Annotated in this window: 29 protein-coding genes and 1 pseudogene; 16 read left to right on the top strand and 14 right to left on the bottom strand. The window is 64.6% G+C overall.

The genetic code is table 11. The features are described from left to right. The first annotated feature begins 146 nt into the window (after window positions 1-146). Both LKE06_RS30130 and LKE06_RS30125 read left to right on the top strand, forming a co-directional pair. The gene (locus tag LKE06_RS30130) at window positions 147-503 is read left to right on the top strand and encodes a YraN family protein (protein ID WP_228002843.1); all 357 of its coding nucleotides are present in this window, start codon (window positions 147-149) and stop codon (window positions 501-503) included. Continuing rightward, the gene (locus LKE06_RS30125; RefSeq protein ID WP_228002842.1) at window positions 503-2,011 is read left to right on the top strand and encodes a YifB family Mg chelatase-like AAA ATPase; all 1,509 of its coding nucleotides are present in this window, start codon (window positions 503-505) and stop codon (window positions 2,009-2,011) included. The genes LKE06_RS30130 and LKE06_RS30125 overlap by 1 nt, the downstream gene beginning before the upstream one ends. Window positions 2,012-2,031: 20 nt before the next feature. Here the strand turns inward: LKE06_RS30125 and LKE06_RS30120 are convergent, their stop codons facing one another. Next, entirely contained in the window at window positions 2,032-2,307 is a 276-nt protein-coding gene (locus LKE06_RS30120) for a hypothetical protein (RefSeq protein WP_228002841.1), read from the bottom strand. Window positions 2,308-2,415: 108 nt separating this feature from the next. Between LKE06_RS30120 and dprA the strand changes: the two genes are divergently transcribed. The 6 genes from dprA to LKE06_RS30090 all read left to right on the top strand — a co-directional run bounded on the left by dprA (window position 2,416) and on the right by LKE06_RS30090 (window position 6,715). Further along, window positions 2,416-3,534 carry a DNA-processing protein DprA gene (gene dprA / locus LKE06_RS30115; protein WP_228003268.1) on the top strand — a complete coding sequence of 373 codons (1,119 nt, stop codon included), beginning with the start codon at window positions 2,416-2,418 and terminating at the stop codon, window positions 3,532-3,534. Window positions 3,535-3,839: 305 nt separating this feature from the next. Then, window positions 3,840-4,760 carry a tyrosine recombinase XerC gene (locus LKE06_RS30110; RefSeq protein WP_228002840.1) on the top strand — a complete coding sequence of 307 codons (921 nt, stop codon included), beginning with the start codon at window positions 3,840-3,842 and terminating at the stop codon, window positions 4,758-4,760. 48 nt (window positions 4,761-4,808) lie between these two features. Beyond that, window positions 4,809-5,045, top strand: coding sequence for a hypothetical protein (locus tag LKE06_RS30105; protein WP_228002839.1), 237 nt, complete (start codon window positions 4,809-4,811; stop codon window positions 5,043-5,045). Window positions 5,046-5,258: 213 nt separating this feature from the next. Beyond that, entirely contained in the window at window positions 5,259-5,624 is a 366-nt protein-coding gene (locus LKE06_RS30100; protein ID WP_228002838.1) for a YidH family protein, read from the top strand. Beyond that, window positions 5,621-5,923: a DUF202 domain-containing protein gene (locus LKE06_RS30095; RefSeq protein ID WP_228002837.1), complete on the top strand. Its 303-nt coding sequence runs from the start codon at window positions 5,621-5,623 to the stop codon at window positions 5,921-5,923. Before LKE06_RS30100 ends, LKE06_RS30095 begins: the two co-directional genes overlap by 4 nt. A gap of 426 nt (window positions 5,924-6,349) precedes the next feature. Continuing rightward, a complete protein-coding gene (locus LKE06_RS30090; protein ID WP_228002836.1) occupies window positions 6,350-6,715 on the top strand; it encodes a hypothetical protein in 366 nt (121 codons plus the stop codon). Window positions 6,716-6,830: 115 nt separating this feature from the next. Here LKE06_RS30090 and LKE06_RS30085 read toward each other — a convergent pair whose 3' ends face one another. The 3 genes from LKE06_RS30085 to LKE06_RS30075 all read right to left on the bottom strand — a co-directional run bounded on the left by LKE06_RS30085 (window position 6,831) and on the right by LKE06_RS30075 (window position 8,382). Beyond that, on the bottom strand, window positions 6,831-7,349 hold the full coding sequence (locus LKE06_RS30085; protein WP_228002835.1) for a DUF1990 domain-containing protein: 519 nt from the start codon (window positions 7,347-7,349) through the stop codon (window positions 6,831-6,833). Window positions 7,350-7,437: 88 nt separating this feature from the next. Continuing rightward, window positions 7,438-7,911 carry a M23 family metallopeptidase gene (locus tag LKE06_RS30080; protein WP_228003267.1) on the bottom strand — a complete coding sequence of 158 codons (474 nt, stop codon included), beginning with the start codon at window positions 7,909-7,911 and terminating at the stop codon, window positions 7,438-7,440. Between the two features lie 87 nt (window positions 7,912-7,998). Next, window positions 7,999-8,382 carry a hypothetical protein gene (locus LKE06_RS30075; RefSeq protein ID WP_228002834.1) on the bottom strand — a complete coding sequence of 128 codons (384 nt, stop codon included), beginning with the start codon at window positions 8,380-8,382 and terminating at the stop codon, window positions 7,999-8,001. A 395-nt stretch (window positions 8,383-8,777) separates the two neighbouring features. Here LKE06_RS30075 and rpsB point away from each other — a divergent pair, with 395 nt between their 5' ends. The 5 genes from rpsB to LKE06_RS30050 all read left to right on the top strand — a co-directional run bounded on the left by rpsB (window position 8,778) and on the right by LKE06_RS30050 (window position 13,398). Further along, complete coding sequence (gene rpsB, locus LKE06_RS30070) at window positions 8,778-9,638, top strand: 30S ribosomal protein S2 (protein ID WP_228002833.1); 861 nt, start codon at window positions 8,778-8,780, stop codon at window positions 9,636-9,638. A 177-nt stretch (window positions 9,639-9,815) separates the two neighbouring features. Continuing rightward, entirely contained in the window at window positions 9,816-10,640 is an 825-nt protein-coding gene (gene tsf, locus LKE06_RS30065; RefSeq protein ID WP_228002832.1) for a translation elongation factor Ts, read from the top strand. Between the two features lie 194 nt (window positions 10,641-10,834). Further along, a complete protein-coding gene (gene pyrH / locus LKE06_RS30060) occupies window positions 10,835-11,563 on the top strand; it encodes a UMP kinase (protein WP_228002831.1) in 729 nt (242 codons plus the stop codon). An 87-nt stretch (window positions 11,564-11,650) separates the two neighbouring features. After that, window positions 11,651-12,208, top strand: coding sequence for a ribosome recycling factor (gene frr, locus LKE06_RS30055; RefSeq protein ID WP_228002830.1), 558 nt, complete (start codon window positions 11,651-11,653; stop codon window positions 12,206-12,208). An 89-nt stretch (window positions 12,209-12,297) separates the two neighbouring features. After that, window positions 12,298-13,398: a phosphatidate cytidylyltransferase gene (locus LKE06_RS30050; protein WP_372477450.1), complete on the top strand. Its 1,101-nt coding sequence runs from the start codon at window positions 12,298-12,300 to the stop codon at window positions 13,396-13,398. Between the two features lie 83 nt (window positions 13,399-13,481). On the opposite strand, the gene LKE06_RS33010 is transcribed toward LKE06_RS30050, so the two are convergent. Then, on the bottom strand, window positions 13,482-13,721 hold the full coding sequence (locus LKE06_RS33010; RefSeq protein WP_228002829.1) for a LapA family protein: 240 nt from the start codon (window positions 13,719-13,721) through the stop codon (window positions 13,482-13,484). Window positions 13,722-14,008: 287 nt separating this feature from the next. On the opposite strand from LKE06_RS33010, the gene rlmN reads away from it, so the two are divergent. Further along, complete coding sequence (gene rlmN, locus LKE06_RS30040; RefSeq protein WP_228002828.1) at window positions 14,009-15,118, top strand: dual-specificity RNA methyltransferase RlmN; 1,110 nt, start codon at window positions 14,009-14,011, stop codon at window positions 15,116-15,118. Window positions 15,119-15,251: 133 nt separating this feature from the next. On the opposite strand, the gene LKE06_RS30035 is transcribed toward rlmN, so the two are convergent. From LKE06_RS30035 to LKE06_RS30000, 8 genes are read right to left on the bottom strand one after another with little or no spacing between them, the layout of a single operon-like run. Further along, on the bottom strand, window positions 15,252-16,454 hold the full coding sequence (locus LKE06_RS30035; RefSeq protein ID WP_228002827.1) for a cytochrome P450: 1,203 nt from the start codon (window positions 16,452-16,454) through the stop codon (window positions 15,252-15,254). Window positions 16,455-16,471: 17 nt separating this feature from the next. After that, window positions 16,472-17,464: a PDR/VanB family oxidoreductase gene (locus LKE06_RS30030; protein ID WP_372477449.1), complete on the bottom strand. Its 993-nt coding sequence runs from the start codon at window positions 17,462-17,464 to the stop codon at window positions 16,472-16,474. Further along, on the bottom strand, window positions 17,461-19,455 hold the full coding sequence (locus tag LKE06_RS30025; RefSeq protein ID WP_228002826.1) for a flavin-containing monooxygenase: 1,995 nt from the start codon (window positions 19,453-19,455) through the stop codon (window positions 17,461-17,463). The genes LKE06_RS30030 and LKE06_RS30025 overlap by 4 nt, the downstream gene beginning before the upstream one ends. Further along, window positions 19,452-20,282, bottom strand: a complete 831-nt coding sequence (locus LKE06_RS30020) for an alpha/beta fold hydrolase (RefSeq protein WP_228002825.1) — start codon at window positions 20,280-20,282, stop codon at window positions 19,452-19,454. The genes LKE06_RS30025 and LKE06_RS30020 overlap by 4 nt, the downstream gene beginning before the upstream one ends. 43 nt (window positions 20,283-20,325) lie before the next feature. Continuing rightward, window positions 20,326-21,015 carry an SDR family NAD(P)-dependent oxidoreductase gene (locus tag LKE06_RS30015; protein ID WP_228002824.1) on the bottom strand — a complete coding sequence of 230 codons (690 nt, stop codon included), beginning with the start codon at window positions 21,013-21,015 and terminating at the stop codon, window positions 20,326-20,328. 11 nt (window positions 21,016-21,026) lie between these two features. Further along, entirely contained in the window at window positions 21,027-21,800 is a 774-nt protein-coding gene (locus tag LKE06_RS30010; protein ID WP_228002823.1) for an alpha/beta fold hydrolase, read from the bottom strand. A 33-nt stretch (window positions 21,801-21,833) separates the two neighbouring features. Then, a complete protein-coding gene (locus LKE06_RS30005) occupies window positions 21,834-22,031 on the bottom strand; it encodes a tautomerase family protein (protein WP_228002822.1) in 198 nt (65 codons plus the stop codon). 50 nt (window positions 22,032-22,081) lie between these two features. Continuing rightward, window positions 22,082-23,365: an MFS transporter gene (locus LKE06_RS30000; protein WP_228002821.1), complete on the bottom strand. Its 1,284-nt coding sequence runs from the start codon at window positions 23,363-23,365 to the stop codon at window positions 22,082-22,084. A 208-nt stretch (window positions 23,366-23,573) separates the two neighbouring features. On the opposite strand from LKE06_RS30000, the gene LKE06_RS29995 reads away from it, so the two are divergent. Continuing rightward, window positions 23,574-24,347: an IclR family transcriptional regulator gene (locus tag LKE06_RS29995; RefSeq protein WP_228002820.1), complete on the top strand. Its 774-nt coding sequence runs from the start codon at window positions 23,574-23,576 to the stop codon at window positions 24,345-24,347. A 96-nt stretch (window positions 24,348-24,443) separates the two neighbouring features. Continuing rightward, window positions 24,444-25,316 (top strand): SDR family NAD(P)-dependent oxidoreductase, encoded by an 873-nt coding sequence (locus LKE06_RS29990; protein ID WP_228002819.1) that lies wholly within the window; start codon window positions 24,444-24,446, stop codon window positions 25,314-25,316. 25 nt (window positions 25,317-25,341) lie between these two features. Here LKE06_RS29990 and LKE06_RS33410 read toward each other — a convergent pair. Then, a pseudogene (locus tag LKE06_RS33410) lies at window positions 25,342-25,473 on the bottom strand (hypothetical protein); the annotation flags it as partial. Window positions 25,474-25,592 lie beyond the last annotated feature (119 nt).

Below are 25,592 nucleotides of genomic sequence, written 5' to 3'. Positions count from 1 at the left end.
GGGCTTTACCACACTGCGCCGACAGGTCGACCGCGGTCGATGGGTGTCCAGCGGCGGTTGTCCACAGCTGAAGCGCTATCAACAGGTAAGTTGTTCGCGCAGGTCGGCGGATCGGAGTCGATGCGCGGTGGGCGCAGTCTGGCCGAGTGACACACAAACAGGCGCTCGGCGCACACGGGGAAGAGCTGGCGGCACGGTACCTACAGGCCGCCGGGATGGAGATCGTCGGCAGGAACTGGCGGTGTAGGTACGGCGAACTGGATCTGATCGCCCGCAACGCCTGTGTCACCGCTTTCGTGGAGGTGAAGACCCGTTCCGGCCTGAACTTCGGGACTCCCGCCGAGGCCGTCACCTTCATCAAACAGCAGCGAATCCGGCGGCTGGCCCTGTTGTGGTTGGCCGAGCAGGATGGGCCGTGGCAGCACATCCGCTTCGACGTGATCTCGGTGTTGGTGCCCCGGGGGCAACAGCCGGTCATCGACCATCTGAAGGCGGTTTTCTGATGGCACTCGGCCGGGCGCATTCCGTCGCGGTGACCGGGGTGACCGGTCAACTGGTCGAGATCGAGGCCGATATCGGGCAGGGCCTGCCCTCGGTCCATCTCGTCGGGCTACCGGATACGGCATTGCAGGAATCGCGCGATCGGGTGCGGTCCGCGGTGGTCAACTCTGGCGAGAAGTGGCCGGACGGTAGGGTCGTGCTCGCGCTGTCGCCCGCCACCCTGCCCAAGCTCGGCAGCGTCTACGACACCGCCTTGGCCGCAGCGGTTTTGGATGCCGCTGGAGTAATACCTTCGGAACGGTTGGCAGGGACCGTATTGCTCGGTGAACTCGCGCTCGATGGACGGGTTCGGCGCGTTCGCGGTATCTTGCCCGCCGTGATCGCCGCGCGTAATGCGGGTATGACGTCGGTTGTGGTGCCCGAATCCGCCATGCCCGAGGCCGGTTTGGTGGATGGGATTGCGGTCTATGGAGTGTCGAGCCTGCGCACCCTGGTCGCCTGGCTCCGTGGCGAAGGCACGCTGGCCGAGCCGGATCGCGCCCGTCCCGACGTGGTGCGCACTGAAGGCGATCTCAGTGAGGTGGCCGGTCAGGAAGAAGCCAGGTGGGCGCTGGAGGTGGCCGCGGCCGGTGGGCATCATCTGCTGTTGACAGGCCCGCCTGGGATCGGGAAAACGATGCTCGCGCAACGTCTTCCCGGCCTGCTGCCACCGCTGTCGGAAGCCGAGGCGCTGGAGGTCACCGCCGTACATTCGGTCGCCGGCGCGTTGTCCGATGAGCAACCCCTGATCACCGCGCCGCCCTTCGTCGCACCACACCATTCCACCTCCGCGGCCGCCATGGTGGGCGGCGGATCGGGGATGGCCCGGCCGGGCGCGGTCAGCCGGGCCCATCGTGGGGTCCTGTTCCTGGACGAATGTGCCGAGATCGGAACGAAGGTCCTCGAGGCGATGCGAACTCCGCTGGAGGAGGGCGAAGTTCGCATCGCCCGTCGTGACGGTGTGGCGCGCTTCCCGGCACGCTTTCAACTGGTACTTGCCGCCAATCCGTGCCCGTGCGCACCGGCGCGCGATATCGACTGCATCTGTGCGCCGCTCGCGCGTCGCCGCTACCTCGGCAAATTATCGGGACCGCTGATGGATCGCATTGATATCTGGGTGCGGATGCACGGTCACGTCGGCGCCGGGTTCGGCGCCGAGGCCGCCGAAAGCAGTGCGGTGGTGCGTGAACGGGTGGGGGCCGCACGGAAGATCGCTGCTGGACGCTGGCACGAATTCGGCTGGTCCACCAACGCCGAGGTGCCCGGACATGCGCTACGGCAACGGTTTCGGCTGCCCCGAGAGTCCCTCGCTCCGGTGGAGACCGCCCTGCGGCTCGGCAGGTTGTCGGCTCGTGGCGCCGATCGCGCTATCCGAGTCGCGTGGACGGTCTGCGATTTGCGTGCTGGCGGTATGCCCAGCGCACAGGACGTCATGTCGGCGTTGAACTTTCGACAGCGAGGTGCGCAATGACCAGGGCCGTGAACACGCCATCAGCCGCAGCAGGTGTGGAGCGCGCGGCACCGGTCCCGGCTGTTGGAGGGCCGCTGGAATGTGCCGAAATACCCACGGGTGTGGATGCCGATGCCGCTGCGTCCTTCGGGCCGGGTAGCGGGGGAGGTGTGGTGTCCGAACCCGGCGTAGCCGCGGGGTGGTCGCGGGTGGGCGATTGCGGTGTGACGGATTCCGCCGTGGTCGCGATCCGGAATGGTGGGCGTGTGATGCCTGTCGGCGGGGTAGATGCCGGGCAGTTCGCTACTGGTGGTCATGGTGGCGTAGCACCGTCGGAGTGCGTGCTAGTCGGTACAGCGGGGATCGCGGGTTCTGCCCCAGGGGTGGCGGTCGCGGGTGATGCGAGCGAGGCCGATCAGCGGCGCTTGGCGTGGGCCTACCTGTCGAGGGTTGTCGAAGGTCCTTGTGCAGCACTGTCGTTGTTGATCGATTCGGTCGGGGTTCTGGAAGCCGCGCACGCGGTACGGGCGCGTGCATTGCCGGAATCGCTGCGCGGGCCAACCGAGAAGCGTCGCGGAATCGACACTGCGGCGCGAGACTTGGAATTCATCGAGCGGATCGGCGGGCGACTGATTACGCCGGACGATCCCGAGTGGCCCGCGTGGCGGATGCTCGGACTGAGTCAACTCGAACCCGGTCGCGACCGGGATGGCGCGGTGCCGTTGGCCTTGTGGGTGCGCGGTCCGCGTTCGCTACTCGAATCGAGCCAGCGGGCTCTCGCAGTGGTCGGTGCGCGATGTAGCAGCGGTTATGGAGACCGGGTAACCGGCGAGATCGCAGGCGATCTGGCCGTTCAGGGCTGGACGATTGTCTCCGGTGCCGCGTTCGGTATCGACGGCATGGCACATCGCGCGGCACTGGCAGTCGATGGTCCGACCATCGCGGTTCTGGCCTGCGGCGTCGATCGGCCATATCCGGCGCAGCACGCCCGGCTGCTTTCCGAGATCGCGGAGTGCGGACTGGTCGTCAGCGAATATCCGCCCGGCACTGTCGCCCACAAACATCAATTCCTGGCCCGAAATCGCCTCATAGCCGCCCTGGCCGACGGCGTCCTGGTGGTGGAGGCCGGTTTGCGCAGCGGTTCCCGCAACACCGCTAAATGGGCTCGCAGGCTCGGCCGCCCGGCATTGGCTGTCCCGGGACCTATCACCTCGGCATCCTCGGTCGGTTGTCATCGCATGATCAGGGAGGGGGAGGCGGTCCTCGTTACCCGCGCCGAGGACGTGATCGACGAAGCGGGACCATTGCGGCTGTCACTACCTGCCGACCTGAAGCCGGATCCCGGCGATCGACTGTCAGGCGACGAAGCTGCCGTCTTCGCCGCGCTACCGAAAATCGGCGCCCGCCTGCCCCGAGACCTCGCCGACCAGTCCGGTGTGGCGCTCTCGACGGTGCGTGGCGTGCTCCCGGCTTTGGAGCTTGCGGGACTGGTCGGGGTGGACGAGTACGGTTGGTATCGGGTCGACCAGCCGCCCGGCCCATGAGGGCAGGCTGTCAGGTTCGGAGCTCGGCTTTCCCGCTGATCGGCCTGATGACGCCGATCGGTCGCCGACCCCGAATGCGCGTTCGCTGGCCACATTTCGACGACGACAAGCGGTTGATCGCAGGCATCCGCGCGCCTGCCAGTCGATATCGGGTGCTGGGGCGATGTTGCCAGGCCCCCCGGAGCGGGCCGGCGCGGCTATCGAGTTGGCCTGCGGGTGGAAACGGCCGGTGCGACAACGGATTACCGAGGTAATCTACGGCGCGCTGGCTTGCCAACCGCTTGTCGGCGGGTGACGGTGAAGCAATGGAGTTGCCGGAGGATCTCGAGGCGTTACTGGAGGAGTTCGGGCGGCACCTGCGCCTCGGCCGCAACCGGTCGGCGCATACGGTGCGGGCCTATCTTGGTGACGCCCGCGCGCTGTTGACCCATTTGTATGCCCGATCATCCGATTCGGCTATCCGGGAACTGGATCTGGCATTGCTGCGATCTTGGCTCGCGCAGCAGGCGGCGTCGGGGGTCGCCCGCACGACGATGTCGCGGCGGGCATCGTCGGCTCGCACGTTCACCGCATGGCTGACCGCGACCGGCCGGCTGGAAATTGATCCAGGACTGCGGCTCGGGTCACCGAGGGCGCATCGGGTGCTGCCCGCGGTGCTCGGCACCCAGCAGGCGGTAGCCGCCATGGATGCGGCGGAATCGGGTGCCGTGCAACGTGATCCGATGGCACTGCGTGATCGGTTGATCGTGGAGCTGTTGTACTCGACGGGAATTCGGGTCAGCGAGCTGTGTGGACTCGATATCGACGACCTCGACCGGGAACGGCATCTGGTTCGAGTGCTCGGCAAGGGCAACAAGGAGCGGTCCGTGCCGTTCGGCGTGCCCGCGGATACGGCGATCGCGGATTGGTTGCAGTACGGTCGTCCCGCCTTTGCCTGCGCCGACTCCGGGCGGGCGCTCCTACTGGGAAGGCGTGGCAAGCGCCTCGATCAGCGTCAGGCCAGAAATGTTGTGCACGAGGTGGTTTCGGCGATACCGGGAGCGCCTGACATGGGCCCGCACGGCCTGAGGCATTCCGCGGCGACACATCTGCTGGAGGGTGGCGCCGACCTGCGTGTGGTCCAGGAACTGCTCGGTCACGCCAGCATGGCAACCACCCAGCTGTACACGCATGTCTCCATCGAACGTTTGAAGAAGGTGCACGATCAGGCCCACCCCCGAGCCTGATCCCGGCCGTCCGGTCTTCGTGAACCCAGTTTTGGAGGATTGGTGGACGTGAGCAACCACGCCGTTCTCGGCAAGGAAATACGGATGCCGGTGCGGATCCGGTTCGCGCGCGCCTTCATGGCGAGCTACGTGGTGCCCACCGTCGCGGCGCAACGGCTCATCGACTACCTCGGTGACCATGCGATCGCCACAGAATTGGCATCGCTCGGATTGCCCAAAAGCGCGCTCATGGTTTCCGTAGTAGATCGACTCGCGATGACGTACCCGGATGCGATTACGGTCTGAGGCGAGCGGGCTCTCCGGCTTCGCTGTCGCGCAGTGGGGCTCGTGGACGGCCGTTCCGGCCACGGCTACGCTGCCCTTGCGGATGTTTGCTCAGGCAACGCACGTCAATCGACCAGAGATGGAGGAGGCGCCCGTGAACCCCAGCGATCGGCACCGAATTCCGCAGCGATGGTGTGAGCTCGCGGTATGCCGCATTGTGGTTGCCGAGGCGGCGTGAACCTCCCCAGTCCCGCCGAAGAGTCCGACGAGGGTGAAGAAGAGGTCGATTACCGCTTCACGCTCGCTAACGAGCGCACCTTTCTGGCATGGATGCGTACCTCTCTCGGTCTACTCGCGGGCGGTGTGGCCGTGCAAACCCTGGTGCAGCCGTTCGGGATGTCGGGCGTCCGGCGGGCGCTCGCGTTGAGTTGCATTCTGCTGGCGGTGACTATCGCGGTCGGCGCCTACGGACGTTGGCGGCGCATCGGCGCGGTTATGCGTCGCGGCGGGCCGTTGCCCGAAACAATCATGGTGCCGATACTGTCGGCGGGGATCGCGCTGGTGTCGGTGCTGGCATGCATCGCGGTACTGCTGCGATGAGCCCGGCGGGCCTGGCCGCGGAACGGACCGCATTGGCGTGGCGGCGTACGGCGATCGGAGTGATGGTCGTCGCCGCGTTGTTTCTCAATTACGCTGCGATGAATGGCTGGCAGGCGGCGACGATCGCGCCGGTCGGGGCCGCCGCAGCGCTGACAGCTCTTGCCGGGGTGTGTTATCGGCGTAATCGCAGTTTGCGGGATGGGCGTTTCGAACACGGCTCGCGTGCTGTCACCGCGACGGTGCTGGTGATTGTCGCCGTCGCTTGCGCATGGACCGCAGCCGGGTTGATCGAACTATGAATGTATCCCATTCTGGCCCAGGCGATTTCGATACCGTTGCGGCGGCTGCTGGATGCGCGACGCGGTCCGGTAGAGCTCGTGTGTGCAACGGTGTCCTCCGCGTCGGTCGCGTTGGTTCAGGTGCTCTGGCTGCTCCGGGATAAAGGCCGTCGAGTAGATAGTTGGAGGGCCGCGATCCGCCGCCGACCGGGTGCATCCCCCGGACCTGAATAGTCTTGCCCCTGTTCGGGTGTGACCTACCGATCCGGCCGGATCGGATGTTGCGGGAACTGCGGCGCCATTGGCGATTGCATCGTCGCGGGGCCGACACGGCGCGACCGCGACGGCTTTGTGCGGGTGATCGTCGTTCCGAGGCCGGAAACATGCCCCGAGTGTCTCGAGGAAAACGGTCGATCGTCGACCCCATCGCGCGTACGGTCGGCCAGCATGTCCACCGAAGCGATCGACCAGTCCGGTACGCTCCGTGCGCGTTTGCGCGCCGCCCTCCCCGCCGCCATTAAGGCACGTGACCGCAACGCCATCGCGGCGCTACGGTCGGCGCTGGGAGCTATCGACAACGCGGAAGCCATAGACGCGGACGAAGTGCGGGCCGGTGCGATCGAGACCAGCGCGGTCGGTCCCGGCGCGGCTGAAGCGCGCCGCCGCGACCTCACCGATGCGGACATCGAACGGGTCGTGCGCGCCGAAATCGCCGACCGTACAACCGCCGCCGCCGAATACGACAGCCTCGGAGCTGTCGAGCGTCGTGACAAGTTGCGCGCCGAGGCGGCCACGCTGGAGGCGCTGCTGTAAGGCGTTGGCGCCGTTGGCCCGTGATGACACCACGGGCTATCGGCGCCAGCGGGTTCGCGATGATGTGTCCGTACCCCGTTGCCGCCTCGGTCTCGCTGTTTACTGGCCCGTATGTCTAGTCGCCGGTCGGGAGCGCACTGATGTACCGGCTCGCAATAAAACGCTGTAGGAGGCGAACCACCGGCCCACCCAGCCGCGCGTACCAGGCTCCACCGCGGGAGAACGCGGTCACCAGTCCGTACACGGTCTCGTCGGCCGAGTCGTACTCGACCGCGAACAACTCCTCGCCGATTTCTGGATGTCCCGGCAGCGTGCCGTAGGCGAATCCACGCCGATCCGGTTCATCGAGTAGGTACACCACTCGGCATGGCGCCGTAATTGCCAACGGCCCCATGCCGAGTCGTATCGTCAGCCGGGTCCCCGGCGCGGCCGTCGGTGTGCTTGCTTCGTGAAAAATGCCGGTGCCCTTCTGCATTCGATACGCCAGAATCTCGGCACCGGCCAACTCGAACAGCGCCCGCCCATGCCCGATCGGGCGCCGCAGCCGAAACCGGTGATACCCGTCGGGTAGTCGCCCCTTGGTCGCGCCCACCTCGGTATAGGTGAACGGTGGATCACCGAGTGCATTGTTCATAGGTCGATCCTGGCCGTAGGAACGACTGTTCGGTAGAGCCCGCGACAAAACTCACCAGCTCCTGATGAGGAGTCCGATGTGTTCGGCCTCAGCCCTGACGGAGCACCGGTTTCAGGCGCAGGGGAGTGGAATGCACCAGACCGAGCGGATCCACATACTCCCGGCGACTGTGCCTATCGCCCTCCCGTCGAGCACCCCAATGCAGGCATGCCGCGGCAGTGCAACCCTCGTGACCGGGCTCCAACGTCCCGATCCGAGTCCCACGCGCCACCCGAGCGCCCACCGAAATCGTCGCCTCGACCGGCTCGTAGGTGGTCCGCAATCCGCCGGGATGATCGATCGACACCACCGGCTTGCCTGCCACGGTTCCGGCGAACACCACGATCCCGTCACCGGCTGCCAGTACCGCCTGACCAGCCGTCCCGGCCAGATCGACTCCTCGGTGCCCCGGTAACCAGTCACTCTCTGGTTTGTCGAACAGCCGCTCGACCGCGGGCCGCGGTTGCAAAGGCCACGCGAATTGCCCGGCCGGAGCAGCCACCACCGGCGGCGGCCCCGGCATGCACAGCAGGAAGACCGCTCCGGCGAGGCCTGTCACGACCCGACTCACGTCGCGCGGTCGCGGTGCACCGACGCGATTCATCCGGTGTCAGCGCGGGATGGGAAGCGGGACCTGCCGGACCAGTTCCAGCAACCGCAACACGGCGCTCACGATTCGCGGCACGGTGTCCGCCGAACCCGTGCCATCGCCGCGCGTGGCTTCCGTGACGGCGAGACACAACAGGCCGGGTACCGATGCGAGCTCAGGGTTCGATTCCAGCAATGTCCGCGCTGAACCCGTGCCTGCGGTGAGCAACATCGCCAGGGCACCCGGAGTGGAGCCTTGCGCGGGCAATGACGCGTGGACCTCCATCGACGTGGCGGCAGGCCCGGTCGTTTCTGGTGACCCCGCCGTCGCGCCGGGCGCCGTGACCAGCCAGCCTGTGAACATGAGCGGAACGAGCGTCGTCATGGAAATGCTGATGCGATTCATTCCTCCACCCTCACTCGCCCATGCCTGCCGCAGCACCCCAAGTCGCCGATTGTGGACAAACCACACGATTGTGGATATCACGTATTTCTCCTGACCAGCGGCCCTGCGCAGCTGATGCCGCCGAGGTCGATTTAGACGGTGGGGCCCCCACCCCGTAGAATGATCGAGCGGTCTGTGCACGAATGGACCGACTTCGCGCGCCACCCGTGCTTGTTCGCAATGGCGCTGCTCGAATCGAACTCATATCGGAGAGATCGTTCGTGGCAGCGCGTGTGCGAAGCAGGGAACCATCGGCTGGTCCCGACCAACGGTCGGGTCCGATGATTCGGAGGCGCCAGGGCAGCAGGTCGCCGATCTGCTGCGTCAACCGGCAATGAAAGAGAGATACGAGAGCTATGGCTGTCGTAACAATGAAGCAGCTGCTCGACAGCGGCGCACACTTCGGACACCAGACTCGACGGTGGAACCCGAAGATGAAGCGGTTCATCTTCACCGACCGCAACGGCATCTACATCATCGACCTGCAGCAGACGCTGACCTACATCGACAAGGCCTACGAGTTCGTCAAGGAGACCGTCGCCCACGGTGGCACTGTTCTCTTCGTCGGCACCAAGAAGCAGGCGCAGGAGTCGATCGCGGCCGAGGCAACTCGCGTCGGGATGCCGTATGTCAACCAGCGCTGGCTGGGTGGCATGCTCACCAACTTCTCCACCGTGCACAAGCGCCTGCAGCGCCTCAAGGAGCTCGAGGCCATGGAGCAGACCGGTGGCTTCGAAGGTCGCACCAAGAAGGAAATCCTCATGCTCACGCGTGAGATGAACAAGCTGGAGCGCACCCTCGGTGGTATCCGCGACATGGCCAAGGTGCCCTCGGCCATCTGGGTCGTAGACACCAACAAGGAGCACATCGCCGTCGGCGAGGCGCGCAAGCTGAACATCCCGGTCATCGCGATTCTGGACACCAACTGCGATCCTGACCTGGTCGACTACCCGATCCCGGGTAACGACGACGCGATCCGTTCCGCAGCGCTGCTCACCAAGGTTGTCGCCTCCGCGGTGGCCGAGGGTGTGCAGGCGCGGGCCGGTGCCTCCTCCGGTGACGACAAGCCGGAAGCCGGCGCGGGCGAGCCTCTCGCCGAGTGGGAGCAGGAGCTGCTCGCGCAGGCCGCACCCGCCGCGACCGAGCCCGAGGTGCAGACCGCGGCGGACGCCGAGGTTGCCGAGGTCCCGCCGGCCACCACCCCGGCCGACTTCTGAGCTACGCAGTGTTGGATGGCGGCGGCAGCGGAGCCCTTGTGGTTGCGCGAGCCGCCGCTTCCGGCGCTGTCGCTGCCACCGCGACGGCTTTTGTTCACCTTGCCGGCTTCTCCTGTGCGGGAGAGGTCGGCAAGGTGCTCTTACCACCCATGACAACACACAGGAGGATCGCCACCGATGGCGAACTACACCGCCGCTGACGTGAAGCGGCTGCGGGAGCTCACCGGCTCCGGGATGATGGACTGCAAGAACGCACTGGTCGAGACCGAGGGTGATTTCGACAAGGCCGTCGAGGTGCTGCGCATCAAGGGCGCCAAGGATGTCGGCAAGCGCGCCGAGCGCACCACGGCCGAGGGCCTGGTCGCCGCCAAGGGTGGCGTGATGGTCGAGATCAACTCCGAGACCGACTTCGTCGCCAAGAACGCCGAGTTCCAGGCGCTGGCCGACCGGATCGTCACCGCCGCCGCGGACGCCAAGCCCGCCGACCTGGACGCCCTGAAGGCGCTGCCGCTCGAGGGCTCCACCGTCGACGACACCGTCCAGGCCATGGCCGCCAAGATCGGTGAGAAGCTCGAGTTGCGTCGTGTCGTCGCGTTCGACGGCCAGGTCGCCACCTACCTGCATAAGCGTGCCTCGGACCTGCCGCCCGCCGTCGGTGTCCTGGTCGAGTACACCGGTGCGGGCGACACCGCTGCCGACACCGCGCGTGCGGTGGGCATGCAGGTCGCCGCGCTCAAGGCCAAGTACCTGACCCGCGACGACGTGCCCGCCGACATCGTGGAGAACGAGCGTCGCATCGCCGAGCAGACCGCGCGCGAAGAGGGCAAGCCGGACGCCGCGCTGCCGAAGATCACCGAGGGCCGCGTCAACGGCTTCTTCAAGGACGTCGTGCTGCTCGAGCAGTCGTCGGTCACCGACTCGAAGAAGACCGTCAAGGCCCTGCTGGACGAGGCCGGTGTCACCGTGACCCGCTTCGCCCGTTTCGAGGTCGGTCAGGCCTGATAGCACCCACGAAACCCCTCGCACGTCCCATCGGCGTGCGAGGGGTTTCGGCTGTCCGGGCGCGAGCCCGGTACTTCGGAGGGGGTCTTCTATTCCCACGCAATCCGAATAGGGCAGGATAGGGGCGCTCTACAATGCGTCCGGCCGACCTGCTTGCCGAGAATCGAATTTACCGCCGAAGGAGAAGCACACCTATGACGGACCCGGGTATCGACCGTCCAGGATATCGCCGGGTACTCCTCAAATTGGGTGGGGAGATGTTCGGCGGCGGCGCAGTCGGACTCGACCCCGATGTCGTGCAGACCGTCGCCGAGCAGATCGCCGAGGTGGTCGCCAGCGGCGTGCAGGTCGCAGTGGTGATCGGCGGCGGCAATTTTTTCCGTGGCGCCGAACTCGAGGAGCGCGGCATGGAACGCGCCCGCTCGGACTACATGGGTATGCTCGGCACCGTGATGAACAGCCTTGCGCTGCAAGACTTTTTGCAGCAACGGGGCGTGGATACCAGAGTGCAGACCGCGATCACCATGGGACAGGTCGCCGAGCCTTACCTGCCGCTGCGCGCCAAGCGGCATCTGGAAAAGGGGCGCGTGGTCATCTTCGGTGCGGGAATGGGCATGCCCTATTTCTCCACCGACACCACCGCCGCCCAGCGTGCGCTGGAAATCGGCGCCGAGGTGGTGTTGATGGCGAAAGCAGTCGATGGTGTGTTCACCGCGGATCCGCGAGTGGACCCGAGCGCCACCATGTACACCGAGATCACTCACAAAGAGGTCATCGAACGAGACCTCAAGGTCGCGGACGCGACGGCTTTCAGCTTGTGTATGGACAACGAGATGCCGATGCTGGTGTTCAATTTGTTGACGAAGGGCAATATTGCCCGGGCGGTCGCCGGTGAGAAGATCGGCACATTGGTTCAGTCCTGACTCCTGCGGGGCACCGGCCCCGCACACCCCGAGGGACACTTGAGGTAAGTCGGACGATGGACATACGACGCTGTGGAGGAAACGGTCGTGATTGATGAAGCGCTCTTCGATGCCGAGGAGAAGATGGAGAAGGCTGTCTCGGTCGCGAAGGACGATCTCGGATCTATCCGGACCGGTCGCGCGAACCCGGGCATGTTCTCGAGGATCGTCGTCGACTACTACGGTTCGCTGACCCCGATCACTCAGATGTCGAGCATTACCGTGCCGGAGCCGCGGATGGTGGTGATCAAGCCCTACGAGCAGGCGCAGATGGGACCGATCGAAACCGCGATCCGTAACTCCGATCTCGGCGTGAATCCGACCAACAACGGTGACATCATCCGCATCTCCGTCCCGCAGCTCACCGAGGAGCGCCGCCGGGAACTGGTGAAGCAGGCCAAGAGCAAGGGGGAGGACGCCAAGGTCTCGATTCGCAACGTCCGGCGCAAGGCCATGGACGAGTTGTCTCGCATCCAGAAAGAAGGCGAGGCGGGTGAGGACGAGGTCGGGCGCGCCGAAAAGGAGCTCGACAAGACCACCGCCAAGTACGTCAGCCAGATCGACGAACTGGTAAAGCATAAGGAATCTGAACTGCTCGAGGTCTGACGACAGAGCGCGGCGTGGGCCATTGGCCCCGAAGGCGAACCCGCGATCAGACACCGAGGCCCGCCCGGGCGGGGGAAACGGAACGACGAGTGAGCGACGGGACAATCGTGGCCGAGAAAGCTGCCGCGACCGGTGCGGCGCAGGAGCCGTTGCCGGGTAATGGCACACCTGAAGCGTCGGACGGGCGCGCGAGCGACGCCGTGACCGTGGGTGATCCCGCGGTTGCCGACGATAGCGGCGATGCCACGGCAGTCCCTGGATCGGAAGAACCGGTGGAGCCCGCCGCTGCTGAGGCTGTGCCGGTCACCCATGCAGAACAAGTAGATCCCGACGCCCCATCCGAGCCCGTGGGCGCGGCGCCCGCGGCTTCCGGATCACGTGCCGGGCGCAATCTGCCCGCCGCGCTTGCTGTCGGTTTCGGCCTCGGGTTGTCGTTGATCGCGATCCTGCTGTTCGTACCGAAGGTGTTCATCGGGGTGGCCGCGGTCGGGGTCGGCATCGCGACCTGGGAGGTTGCCAAGCGGCTGCGCGAGGCCGACGTGCGTGTGCCCCGGATTCCGCTCATCGTGGGTGGGCAGGCGGTGTTCTGGCTCGGCTGGCCGTGGGGCGCCAGCGGTGTCGCGGGTGCGTTCGCGGCCACCGCGCTGATATGCATGGTGTGGCGCCTGTTCGATCACGGTCTGCATACCGCGCCCCGAAACTTCTTGCGCGACACGGCCATTGCGATATTCACTCTGGCGTGGATTCCGCTGCTCGCCTCCTTCGCCACCCTGTTGTTGCTCGAGCCGGACGGCAACCTGCGGGTGCTGACCTTCATGATCCTGGTGGTCTGCTCGGATGTCGGCGGATATGTGGCCGGTGTCCTGTTCGGCCGCCACCCGATGGTGCCCTCGATCAGCCCGAAGAAATCGTGGGAAGGCTTCGGTGGCTCGCTGGTCTTCAGTGTCATCGGCGGCCTGCTGACGGTGACGTTGCTGCTGGATGCCAATTCGATGATCGGCGTGGTGCTCGGCATCGGCCTGGTTCTGGTGGCAACCGTCGGTGACCTCATCGAATCCCAGATCAAACGCGAACTCGGCATCAAGGACATGGGTACGCTGCTGCCGGGCCACGGCGGCATCATGGACCGCCTCGACTCGATGCTGCCCTCGGCGTTCGTTTCCTGGTTGGTGCTCTCTGCCCTCATCTAACGGCCCTCATCTAACGGCTGAGAACGCCACCTCCCGAGCGAAGTGCCGGTCGTTCACTGTCGTCCCGTCCCCATAGAGAGGCGCTAACGCTTTGCGGCGTGGCGGAGTTGGATGATCCGGACGCCACCGACCAGCGCCATCACCAACGCGCCCGCGATCACCGAGAGCAGCACCAGGATCCCCACTGGCAGCGAGAAGCTCCAGAAGAGCATTTCGACCTGCTGATTTTCGAGGTTCTGCAGGATAAAGATCAGCAGCACGACGCCAATCAGTGCGGCGGCGATCAGCCCGATCCAGGTCGAGCCGACTCGGGACTTCGTCACGGTCTTGGAGATCCTCCGCGATTTGGGCGCGGTCGGAGGCCCGGGTGCGGCCGGTGGTGGAGTGACCGGGGCATCACGATCTGGCGGCTCGGCGCGGTGGGTCATCATTCGATCATTACCGATCGCTATGGCTGGTACGCGCATTTCAGTGCCGATGAACCGAATGTCGTGATGTCGGGTCAAGGTAGGGTCTCGGCCTCGGTCCGACGTGACTTTCGTCGCGTCGGGCGTAGTGATGGTCACCTTCGGCGGGCGGCGGCGACCTGGGATGGGACACTGGAGAAACTATGACCGTCTCCCTGCCGCTCGTATTCGATGCTCCGCGCCGTGGTATGCCGCCGCGGCATCTCGCCGACCTCGACGCCGACGGGCGCCGCGCGGCGGTCGAGGAACTGGGGCTACCTAAGTTTCGCGCGGACCAGATCGCCCGGCAGTACTACGGACGACTGCAGGCCGACCCAGAGCAGATGACCGATCTGCCCGCGCTGGTGCGCGAGAAGATCGGCGAGGCACTCTTCCCGCCGCTGATGTCGGTGGTCAAGCATGTCGCGTGCGACGATGGCGAGACCCGAAAGACCCTGTGGCGCGCGGGCGACGGCACTCTGCTCGAGAGCGTGCTCATGCGCTACCCGGACCGTGCCACGCTGTGTATCTCCAGCCAGGCAGGCTGCGGCATGGCCTGCCCCTTTTGCGCCACCGGCCAGGGCGGCCTCAACCGCAACCTGTCCACCGCCGAAATCGTCGACCAGGTGCGCGCCGCCGCGGCGGCCATGCGCGACGGCGATGTCGCCGGTGGGCCGGGCCGCCTATCCAACATTGTCTTCATGGGTATGGGCGAGCCGCTGGCCAATTACAAACGCGTTGTCGCCGCAGTTCGTCGAATCACCTCGCCCGCGCCGGACGGTTTCGGTATTTCCCAGCGCAACGTGGTGGTGTCAACAGTCGGTTTGGCACCCGCCATCCGAAAACTCGCTGATGAGGACATGTCGGTCACCCTCGCGGTCTCACTACACACCCCCGACGACGAGCTTCGCGACACCTTGGTCCCGGTGAACAACCGCTGGCCGATCTCCGAGGTCCTCGACGCCGCCCGCTACTACGCCGACAAGAGCGGCCGCCGTGTCTCGATCGAATACGCCCTCATCCGCGACATCAACGACCAGCCCTGGCGCGCCGACATGCTCGGCAAGAAGCTGCACAAGGCATTGGGATCTCGCGTTCACGTCAACGTGATCCCGCTGAACCCGACCCCGGGCAGCAAATGGGATGCGAGCCCGAAACCTGTTGAGGCCGAATTCGTTCGGCGCGTCAATGCCCAGGGTGTGCCGTGCACGGTGCGTGACACCCGTGGTCAGGAAATCGCGGCCGCCTGCGGGCAATTGGCCGCCGAAGGCTGAGGCGTTTCGGCACTCGGTTCCGGTCCACGAACTCCTCCACAAGTGCGGACTTGCCGATCCTGTCGTCCGCGCAGGATCAAGCAACGTCCCGGCCTTGCTGTTCCGATTTCCGCCCGCACCCCGGCCAACGGAATCAGCTCGAAAGTCGCACCGGGAGCGTCTTCCACGTTTGCAGCGTGTTGTTCACGCCTCTCTCGGGGATACCAGCCAGTTCGATCTTCTCGACCTTGTCGACCAGGACGGTCAAGAGTGCTTCCGCTTCGAGTCGTGCGACATGCTGGCCAACACATTGGTGAAGACCCATCCCGAAGCCGACGTGGCCGGACGGGTCGCGCGTGAGCGTGAAACGGTCTCCATCCTCCCATCGCTGCGGGTCCCGGTTGCCGGCGCCGATCACGAGCATGATCTTGCTGTGCTTTCCGAGCTGGACGCCTTCGAGTTCGACAGCCTCCGACGTTGTGTGGAAGACGAACTGGAGAGGTGATGCCCAGCGGACGGCTTCGTCGAAAGCCCGACGAACCAGCTGGGGTTCGCTGCGGAGTCGCTGCCATTCGTTTGGATGTGTGGCGAAGGCGTGCAGGATCGCGGCGACACCGTGGACCGTGGTGTCGATGCCGGCCGACAGGAGGGAGCGAACGACGAGTGGGGCCTGGTCGGCTGTCAGCTCTCCACGGTCGGATGCCTCCCATATCTTGGCACCGAACCCGTCGGGGCTCAGGCTCTGGCGCTCGCAGAGAGTGGTGACCCACTGGGAGAGCTCGGACAGCCGAGCTGCCCCGCGGTGGAAATGCTCGTTCTGGGGGCCGAAGGCATTGAAGACCAGATCGCCGTATGCGAGGAGGTTGTCCCGGTTCTCGGGGGGAAGACCCACGGCGTCGGGGAAGACCTTCAAGGGAAAGGCGGAGGCCAAGTCCGTCATGGCGTCGATCTCCGGGCCGCGGGCGAGTACCCGGTCGACGACCTCTTCGGCCTCCTCGATCCAGTGCTCCCGCAGCCGCCGCAGTGCTCTCATACCAAGGACGTCGGTGAGCACCCGTCTGGGAGCGTCGTGCTCGGGAGGGTCGGTCTCTGTCGGATTTGCCTTTGGACGCCACGGCGTTTCGGTATGAAAGTTGGCGAGGCCCACTCCGGCACCCACTTGATAGTGGGGCCAGTCGGCGAACACCTCTCGGATCGTGTCGTAGCGTCCGGTGGCGTAGACGCCGTAGGCATTGAGGTAGACGACCGGCGCTGTCTTCCGGATTTCCTGCTGTACCCGTGATCGGTCGAGGAGGTTCTCGAGCGCGTAGGGGTCGATATCCAGTTCTGTAACAGGTGCACGCTGTGCTGGCATCATGGTCCGATCTTCTGTGTTTACAAGTCGAGGACGAGGCGTTCGGTCTGTGCTCGCGAGACGCACGAAATCATGCAGTCGCCCGCCTGTCGGTCGACTTCACTGAGCACGCTGTCACGGTGATCGGGCACCCCGTCGACCACGGTGACCTCGCAGGTTCCGCACGTCCCCTGACGGCAGGACGAGAGGATTCCGATTCCCGCATTGGCGAGTGCGTCGAGAGCGCTCACCCCTGGAGGGACACCGATGTCGGTGCCCGATCGAAGGAGGCTGAGTGTGAACGGACGATCCTGTGACGATTCTGCTGCCGATGCTGTGAAACGCTCTGTGTGCAATGCGTACGGCGGTAGGTGCCGGCAGGCAGCTTCGACTGCCTCCAGCAATCCGGCCGGCCCACAGCAGTACACCTTGGTTCCGGGCTCCACATCGGCCAGGGCCGCGTCGAGATCGAGTAGGCCGACCTCGTCCTGGGGCGCAAAGTGCACGCGCTCCCCGTGTCTTTCGAGATCGTCGAGGAATGCCATCGACTGCCGGTTGCGGCCTCCGTACACCAGGCGCCACGGTGTCTCGGTCCGCACCGCTTGCTCGATCATCGGGATTATCGGCGTTATGCCGATGCCGCCGGCAATGAACAGGTAGCGGTCAGCGGGAACCAAGGGGAAGTGGTTCCTCGGCCCGCCGTAGCCGAGCACTTCGCCTTCGCGGAGGTTCTCGTGAATCCACCGCGATCCACCGCGTCCGTCCGGTTCGTTCAGGACAGCGACCCGGTAACGGTATGTATCCCAACGGTTTCCGCAGAGAGAGTACTGGCGTGACATCCCGTTGGGCAGGATCAGATCGATGTGCGATCCAGGTGTCCACGGTGGGAGACGCTGTCCGAGGGGATCGGCCAGCGTCAGCGACACGACATCGGCGGACACCTGCTCGCGGGATTCCACGCGCAACGCAGTCGGCATCGGACCGGTCAGCAGGGACGCTGCCTTGCCGGCACTGGTCACATTCGGCGTGCTCATTCGAAGTCGCCCGTGAGGTCGAACGCCGACAGATCCGGGGTCCTCGTCAGCTGGTAAAACTCGAGTAGCGAGAACGGCCAGACCTGTGTGGCACGGCCGAATCGGTTCCGGTACCAGGTGTGCACGTTGGCAACCCCCCAAGTGCGGAGACGATTTCCCGCGTCGACCCGATCGCAGAATTCGTCCATCGCCTCGACATGCGGCTCGATGGTCTTCTTACGGGCACGGAGGAGTTCGCCGATGCACTCGACGGTGTACTCGGCGGCACACTCCGCCATATACAGGGAGCTGCCGTTGACGACGACACCGGTGTTCGGACCCATGAGCATGAAGAGGTTCGGGAAGGACGGGATCGTGACGCCCATGTATGCCCGCGCGTCCCCGGCCCATGACTCGTGGAGGTTCTTTCCGTCGCGCCCGGTGATGGTGATTGGTTCGAGGTAGTCGGAAGCCCGAAATCCGGTCGCGAAGACGATGACGTCGACCTCGTGCAGGACGCCGTCTACCGTGCGGATCCCGGCCCGGGTAATGGCCTCGATGCCGTCGGTGACGAGATCGACATGCGACTGCATGAGGGTCGAGCTCCACACTCCGTTGTCGCGGAGCATGCGCTTGGCACCCGGTGGGTAGGTGGGAGTCATCTTCTCCAGGAGGTCGGGATGATCCTCGAGCTGCCGGCCGAGATGAGCCAGCAGCTGGCGTCGTAGCTCCGCATTCTTCGCCGAGGTACTGTCCTCTTCCGCCCAGTCAGGATCGGCCTCCACGAACGGCAGACGCCCTTCGGCGGCAATCCAGAACTGCCAGAAGCGATACCACCGGCCGTAGTGCGGGACATGACGCAGCAGCCACGCCATACCGGCAGGAATATCTGCAAGGTAGTTGGGTGTAGGGAGCATCCACGGGGCGTTTCGCTGGAAGACACTCAGGTGCTGCACCGTGCCCGCGATCGAGGGAACGATCTGGTACGCGCTCGCGCCGGTACCGACCACTGCCACCCTCAGCCCGCTCAGGTCCGCCGATGTGTCCCACTGCGACGAGTGGAACCAGCGGCCGGCGAAGGAGTCGAGCCCGGGGAGCTCCGGAATGTTCGGTCGATTGAGCTGTCCGACAGCAGTTATGACGGCGTTCACCCGGCGGGTTCGGCGGACACCGTCCTCAGTCTCCGTCGTAACGATCCATGACTGGCTGTCGTCGTCGAACGACAGGGAAGCTACCTCGGTCCCGAACTCGATGTTGGGTCGCAGGTCGAACGTGGTTGCCACGTCTTGCAGATAATTCTCGATCTCGTTCCGTGTCGAGAACTGCTGTGGCCAGTCGGCCTTCTGCGCAAACGAGTAGCTGTAGGCGAAGTTCGGGGTGTCGAGCCGACAACCGGGGTAGACGTTCTCCCACCAGGTGCCGCCGACCTCGGTGTTCTTCTCGAACACCACGTAGTCGATCCCGGCCTGCTGCAGTCGGTGTGCGGCGGCCATGCCGGAGATTCCTGCGCCGATGATCGCCACGCTGAAATCGATGTCTGGAGCGATCTCCGACTTCTTCCACGCCGGTGCGCCGTAGTCGTTCGGAATGCCCAGTTCGTGCCTCAGCAGGGGCAGGTAATCGTCGCTCGCGTCCTTGGTCAGGAAGCGCATGATGTGTGCGAGGAATTCCTCGGACGGCGGCGCCGTAGCAGCGGAGCCTCGATCGCGAAATGCCTTGAGGGCGTTCACAGCAACCTTGCGGGCCAGCTGCTGGGCGTCGGCGGACATCCCCCCTTGAGGAGCGATCACCGAGTCCATCGGTGGCAGCGGCGGCCGCAGCTCGTCGGCTAGCAACGACGGATCGGCATTCGCGAGTGCCAGGGCGGCAAGCAGAGCCGGCAGGTCCGCATCCTGCACCGCGCGCTCGAGGAAATCGTCGTCCTCGACGATCGGCAGGCAGGCATCGTAGTGACCGGGCTGCGCGACGTCGCACGGGTCCACTTCGTTTGTGGTGAGTGCGGTCGGGGTCATTCAAGACCTCCGGTGAGGAAGTCGACGATCAGGCCGGCGGTCTCGGCGGGCGCGTCGATGTTCGGTTCGTGCGCGTAGTCGATCTCAGCTGTGCGCGCCTTCGGGGTGAGGTCGGCGAGCTTCTTCGACCACCCCGACTCGAGGAGTTCGTCGCGAGTACCCTCGACGAGAAGCACCGGGACCTGTGTCTTTGCCCAGAGTTCGAGGAACGGGTCGGCGTTCGGGCTTCGCTCGGCTGCCGGGTTGCTCAGCCGAGGCGCGGTCATCGCTTCCCAGTGCCCGGGGATGAGGCTGTTTTCGAACCGCTGTCGGATGTGCTCGTCCATTCCGTCGAGACTCCGCACCAGGTAGCCGGTCATCCTGGCGGCATCCTCGAGGCTCGGGGTGTAGTCGGCCAGGGCTGCGATGCCTTCGGGCAGCCGGTAGGGGCCGCCTGTTCCGGAGATGCTCACCGCGCGGTCGACCGGCCACGGGTTCGTAGGGTCGGAGATTGCCCGCATGACCATCGAGCCACCAAAGGAGGCTCCGACGAAGTGTGCCCGGTCGACACGGAGTTCCTGGCAGAAGGCCGCGATGTGCTTGACACGGGGTGCGTATGGCGGCTGGTCGAGGAAGACCGCTTTGTCGGTTCCACCCCATCCGAGAAGGTCAGGGGCGAGAACATGGAAATGATCGGTCAGGTGCGGGATCATCTCGGACCAACACAGTTCGGCGGTGGACCCGAAACCGCCGTCGTGGACCAGGACGATCGTGTCCTTGTCGGGGTTGCCGGCCTCGATGTAGGTGGTGTGGAACCCGTCGGCGATGAGTGACTTCTTCTCGTACAAGGTTGGTTTCCGTTCTCTGACGAAGATGGAGATGATGCGGGGGTTAGTTCTTGACCGAGCCGCCGTCGACGCAGATCGTCTGGCCGGTGACGAAGGCCGCGCCGGGGCCGAGCAGGAATTTCACCGGCCCGACGATGTCCTCCGGGTAGGCGCGTCGTTTGATCGAGCGGCTGGCGATGTTGTTCTCTTCGGTGTGGGCCATGTCCGTGATCATGGGTGTAGCGGTGATGCCCGGACTGACGACGTTGACCGTAATTTCGTCGTCACCGAGTTCATCTGCCAGACAGCGGGCGAAGCCGATGACCCCGGCCTTCGACGCGACATACGCGAAGAGGTTCCTGGCGCCCTTGAATACGGTGCCGGAGGCGAAGAGCACGATCCTCGAACCCCGCGGCATCAGCGGTACTACTGCCTGGGTGATGGCGATAGTTCCCTCGAGGTTGGTGCGCAGGATTCGCTCCCAGGCCTCTCGTGGGGTGTCGCGGAACGACGACCACTGTCCCATTGCGGCGCAATGAACGAGGTTGTCTATCTCCTGTCCGGCAAGAGATTCGAGGACTGTGGAGATGCCCTCCGGTGTGCTCAGGTCTGCCCTGATGTAGAGGTCGGTGAACCCGTCGGCCGGGGGCTCTGCGAGATCGATGACGATCGTGCGGTGCCCGTCATCGCGCAGTTCGTCGACGACAGCTCGGCCGATGCCGCTGGCGCCTCCGGTGATAATCGTTGTGGTCATGCGCATGCTTTCTAGTCGATGGCGGCGCGGTCGTCGACGCGCGCGAGGAACGACGCGATCACGGCATTGAAGTGGGCGGGGTTCTCGATGCACGACAGGTGGCCGGCGCGAGGAACGATCTCGTGCTGTGCGTGGTCGATGCCGCCGAGGATCTCGGCCGTGCGTTCGCTCGGAATCTTGGCGTCGAGTTCGCCCGTGACGACGAGCGCGGGACAGGCGATCGAGTCGAGCAGGGGAACAACGTCGGCACGGAACGTCGCCGTTGCGGACTCGAGGTATGCCTCGGGGCTCATCGTGGAAATCGCATCGTAGAGGGCAGCGTAGTCCGCGGTGTCGAGTGGTCGAGTGAGTGTTTGGTCGAGATAGTCCTTTGCGAATCCGGCCATGCCGTTTCGAGTGATCGACTCCGCAGAGCTGTCGATGCGGGCATCAGCGACATCGATCGGGAGCCGCGCGAACGAGTTGGCGATGGTGACGCTGCGGACCAGTTCGGGGTGCTTCGCGGCGACGGCGATCGCTTGCAGCCCACCCATGGACAACCCGATCAGGTGCACCGGACCGAGATCCTCGATGACCCCGTAGAGGTCGTCGGTCCAGGCGTCGATGCCGACTGCGCCGGCCTGCGGGGACTTGCCGTGCCCCCGACTGTCTGGTGTCGACAGATCGTAATGGGCGGTCAGGGAGCCGATCTGATGACGCCAGAGTCGGTGATCGGTCCCGAGGCTGTGCAGCAGAACAACGGTCGGTCGATCGGCGTGGCTGTCGAGAGTTTCCGCGAGTTCCATTCTGTCCTTTCCTGATACGGCAGAGCGGGCTCGTCAAGACTTTGCGTTGCGCCTGGACAGGCTTTCACCCCCGACGGCCCAGCGTTCCGTGGGCACCTGCTGGACCAGTACGTGGACGGCTGCGGGATTGGAGTTGGTGACCGAGGTGTAGACGTCGGTCAAGCCGGCCATCAGGGCCTCGATCTGCTCCGCCGTCAGTGGGCTGGCGTGATTGACGTTGATAATGGGCATGTCGTGCTCCTGTACTTCGAAGGTGACGGTTGGTGTTGAATCGGCCGGTGTCAGGCTCCGTCGGCCACGACCACGGCGGCTTCCGGAGGCTGGACGTTATCGCGCTCGCCGAGGCCGAGATGGCGGGTCTCACGCACGCTCAGGGCCGCCAGGAGGAAGACAACCGCGGCGACTGCAATGGCGATGGTCAGCCGGACCGGGATGTCGCTGACGCTCGGGCTGACGGCCGTCACGATCGCGGGTATGACTCCACCGATCGCGAAGCCGATGTTCCAGCTCAGGCCGGTACCCGTCGCGCGAATCTCGGTGGGGAAACGCTCGTTGAGGAAGATCAGTACCGGTGCGGAGCCTGCCATGACGATCACGGCAATCGCTGTCGAGATGACGGTGACCAGGGCGATCGAGTCCGAGTTCAGGGATGCGAGCCAGAGGTAGAGCAAGGGCAGCAGCACGACGTTGGGCACGCCGAAGCAGAGGAAGACGGCCCGTCGGCCAATTCGATCACTGAGGTGCCCACCCAGGACTCCTCCCACCATGACTCCCACGTTGGCGATGATCAGGATCATTGCCGAGGTCGTCTTGCTGATACCCAGGTTCGCGCCGAAGAAGGTCGGGAAGAATCCAACCGTAAGGTAATACGCGGTTGCGCTGCCTGCCGAGAGGGCGATGTTGAGCAGCGTCGTCTTGCGGTAGCGAGGCCCGAAGATGTCTCGAAGAGGCGATTTTCGGACTGTCGGTCCCGACGTCTTCCCGTGCCACAGCGGCGATTCCTCGGTGCGCCGGTAGATGTAGAAGCTGAAGGCCGCAGTCAGAAGGCCGGTGCAGAACATCACGCGCCATCCGTACGAGCCGAAGTCTTCGCTTGGGACAACGGCCGAAACGACGAAATACACCAGCGAGGCGACCACGGCACCGGCACCGGCGCCGCCGCCGGCGACCAGTCCCGACATCAGTCCACGATGTTCCGGTGCGACAGTTTCGGTTCCGAGTGTGTGCGTCGATGCGACGACGCCGCCGACGAACACCCCCTGCACGACGCGCAAGACGAGGAAGAGAATCGGGGCAGCGAATCCGATGGTCGCGTAAGTCGGTACCGCTCCCATGAATGCCGTTGAGAGCCCGACACCCAGAATCGCGATCATCATCGCTTGCTTGCGACCGTTGCGATCGGCGTAGGCGCCGAACAGCGCAGAACCGAGCGGGCGGAACAGGAGTGTCACCGCGAAGGATGCGTAGACGAACGTCAGCTGGAGCGTGGCGTTGTGCGCAGGGAACAGCAGCGGCCCGATAGTAGGGGCGAGGTAGAGGATGATCGTCAGATCGTAGAGATCCATCGCCCATCCGGTGATCGAAGCAATCCCCGCAGAGCGAACTTGCTTTCTGCGGGCACTGTCCTGGGCTTTCTCCAAAGCGGCCTCCTGACCGAGTGGTCGTCACGACTGTGACGTGATCTGCACCATAGACATGAGATTCCTTAATGCTCAACGCATGTTCCTCATAGCGAAACGAAACTTCCGGGGCTGGTTCCGTTATGGTGATTCCATGGTCGAATCGCGCGCATCGGACACGCTCGGCTCCGTCAATAGGGCGCTCTCGCTCCTGGAGCTCCTGGCGGAGAACAACGGACTCACCGTCACCCAGCTGGCGGATCGCCTCGGCGTCGGCAAGACGACGGCATTTCGTCTGACGAAGACGCTTGTCGAGCGCGGATGGGTGGAGAAGGACGACGAGCTTCGATATCGACTGGGACCAGGATTGCTCAGCCTCGCGCCGGGTCTGCAAGCTGGACAGGACATCCGGAGTCGGCTGCGGCCCATCATGGACGAACTCCATGACGAGACGCAGGAGACCATTCACCTCACAGTGCTTCAGGGGAGGTACGTCATCTATGTCGAGCAGCTCGTCTCGCCGAAGCCGGTCCACTCGGTGAGCACACTCGGCAGCAGGTCCCCCGCGCACTGCGTGTCGCCAGGGCTTTCGCAGCTCGCAGCACTTCCCGACGACGCAGTCGACTGGGTCCTCGCAGGTCCGCTGCGCCGATACACCGAACGGTCGCTGACCGACCCGGCAGCTGTGCGCAAGGAACTGCAACATGTCAGGTCAACGGGATATGCAGTGAACCGGGGGGGCTTTCGCGCCGAGGTCGGCGGTGTGGGGGTGGCTGTGCTGAATGATCGAGGGAAGCCGATTGCGGCCCTCTCGGTTTGTATGCCCATCTATCGTATGCAAACCACCGACCTGGAAGCAGTTGGCGCGCAGCTCATGTCAGCCGCATCCGATGCCCATCGCGCGCTCAAGGTTACTCAATTGTCTTAGATGTCAAAATAATTGAGGTCTGACATTCCGCATATCGGAATCTCATTTTCCTTCGACCCGTGTACTCGAAGTTACATCCTTGCTAGCCTTCGGGGCATGTCAGATAATCACGAAAATTGCAGTGCTGCAAGTGAACAATGGCGAAACCGCCCGTCCGTGGGCCGCATCGAGCGGGAGCCCTCGGGGTGGCGGCACGGTCGGAATACCGTCGCTGGTCGCAAATTTCTGGTCACGGGGGCTGCATCCGGGATCGGTCGCGAGACTGCAACCCTATTGGGTGGCCAAGGCGCAAGTGTTGTTGTCGTCGATCGTAACTTCGAGAAAGTCTCCGCCGTCTCCGAAGCCATCAATGCCGCAGGTGGAGAAGCTGTCTCACTCGCTGCAGACATAACCAAAGAAGCGGAGGTCGAATGCATGACCGTCGACGCAATGTCTGCGTTCGACGGGCTTGATGGAGTCTTCAATAACGCGGGAATTGCAGCAGCGGGAAACTATTCGTTCGGTACTGCACTCACCGATACAAATCTCGCAGACTTCCGCGAACTCGTCGAAGTGAATCTGGTGGGCATGTTTCTCTGCCTGAAATATGAGCTGCAGCACTTGCGGAGCGGAGCATCGATCGTGAACAACGCCTCGGCGGCCGGTTTGATCGGCGTCCCTAAGGGGGCCGCGTACGTTGCCTCCAAGCATGGCGCCGTCGGACTGACAAAGGCCGCAGCGCTGGAAGGTTCAAGTAAGGGTATTCGCGTGAACGCTATATGCCCGGGGTTCATCCAAACGCCGATGCTACTCGAGAACGCAACGGATGAAGGCAAACAAGCGCGACGAGTCATGACCCCGATGGGGCGTCTAGGTGAAGCGTTGGAGATCGCCCAACTCGTCGCGTGGTTACTTTCGTCTGAATCCTCGTTCATCGCCGGGGCATGCATCCCGGCAGATGGCGGCCTCAGCATTGGCGGCAACCGGTAGTGGCGACGCTGGAACCGGCGGCGCATCAACGCCCCAATCGCGAGTTCCGCAGCGAATGCCTGGGCGCAGAGTAGCCGGACAGCCACTTGTACGTGACGGACAATCTGCCCCCGTTGAGCCATGCCACCTCGACACACTGCCCGCTGTCTTCGCTGTAGCTGCTCTTGAATCAGTTCACCCCGGATAGGTCAGCGTTCATCACGCTCCTGCTCCTTCGCTACCTGCCGCAAGAGGTTTCGGTTTTCCATCGCACCCAGACATGCATCCCGGATGAGC

Source organism: Nocardia australiensis, assembly GCF_020733705.1.
Lineage (GTDB): Bacteria > Actinomycetota > Actinomycetes > Mycobacteriales > Mycobacteriaceae > Nocardia > Nocardia australiensis.
The sequence above is the reverse complement of the archived record's forward strand: the minus strand, read 5'-3'. Positions and strand labels throughout refer to the sequence as shown.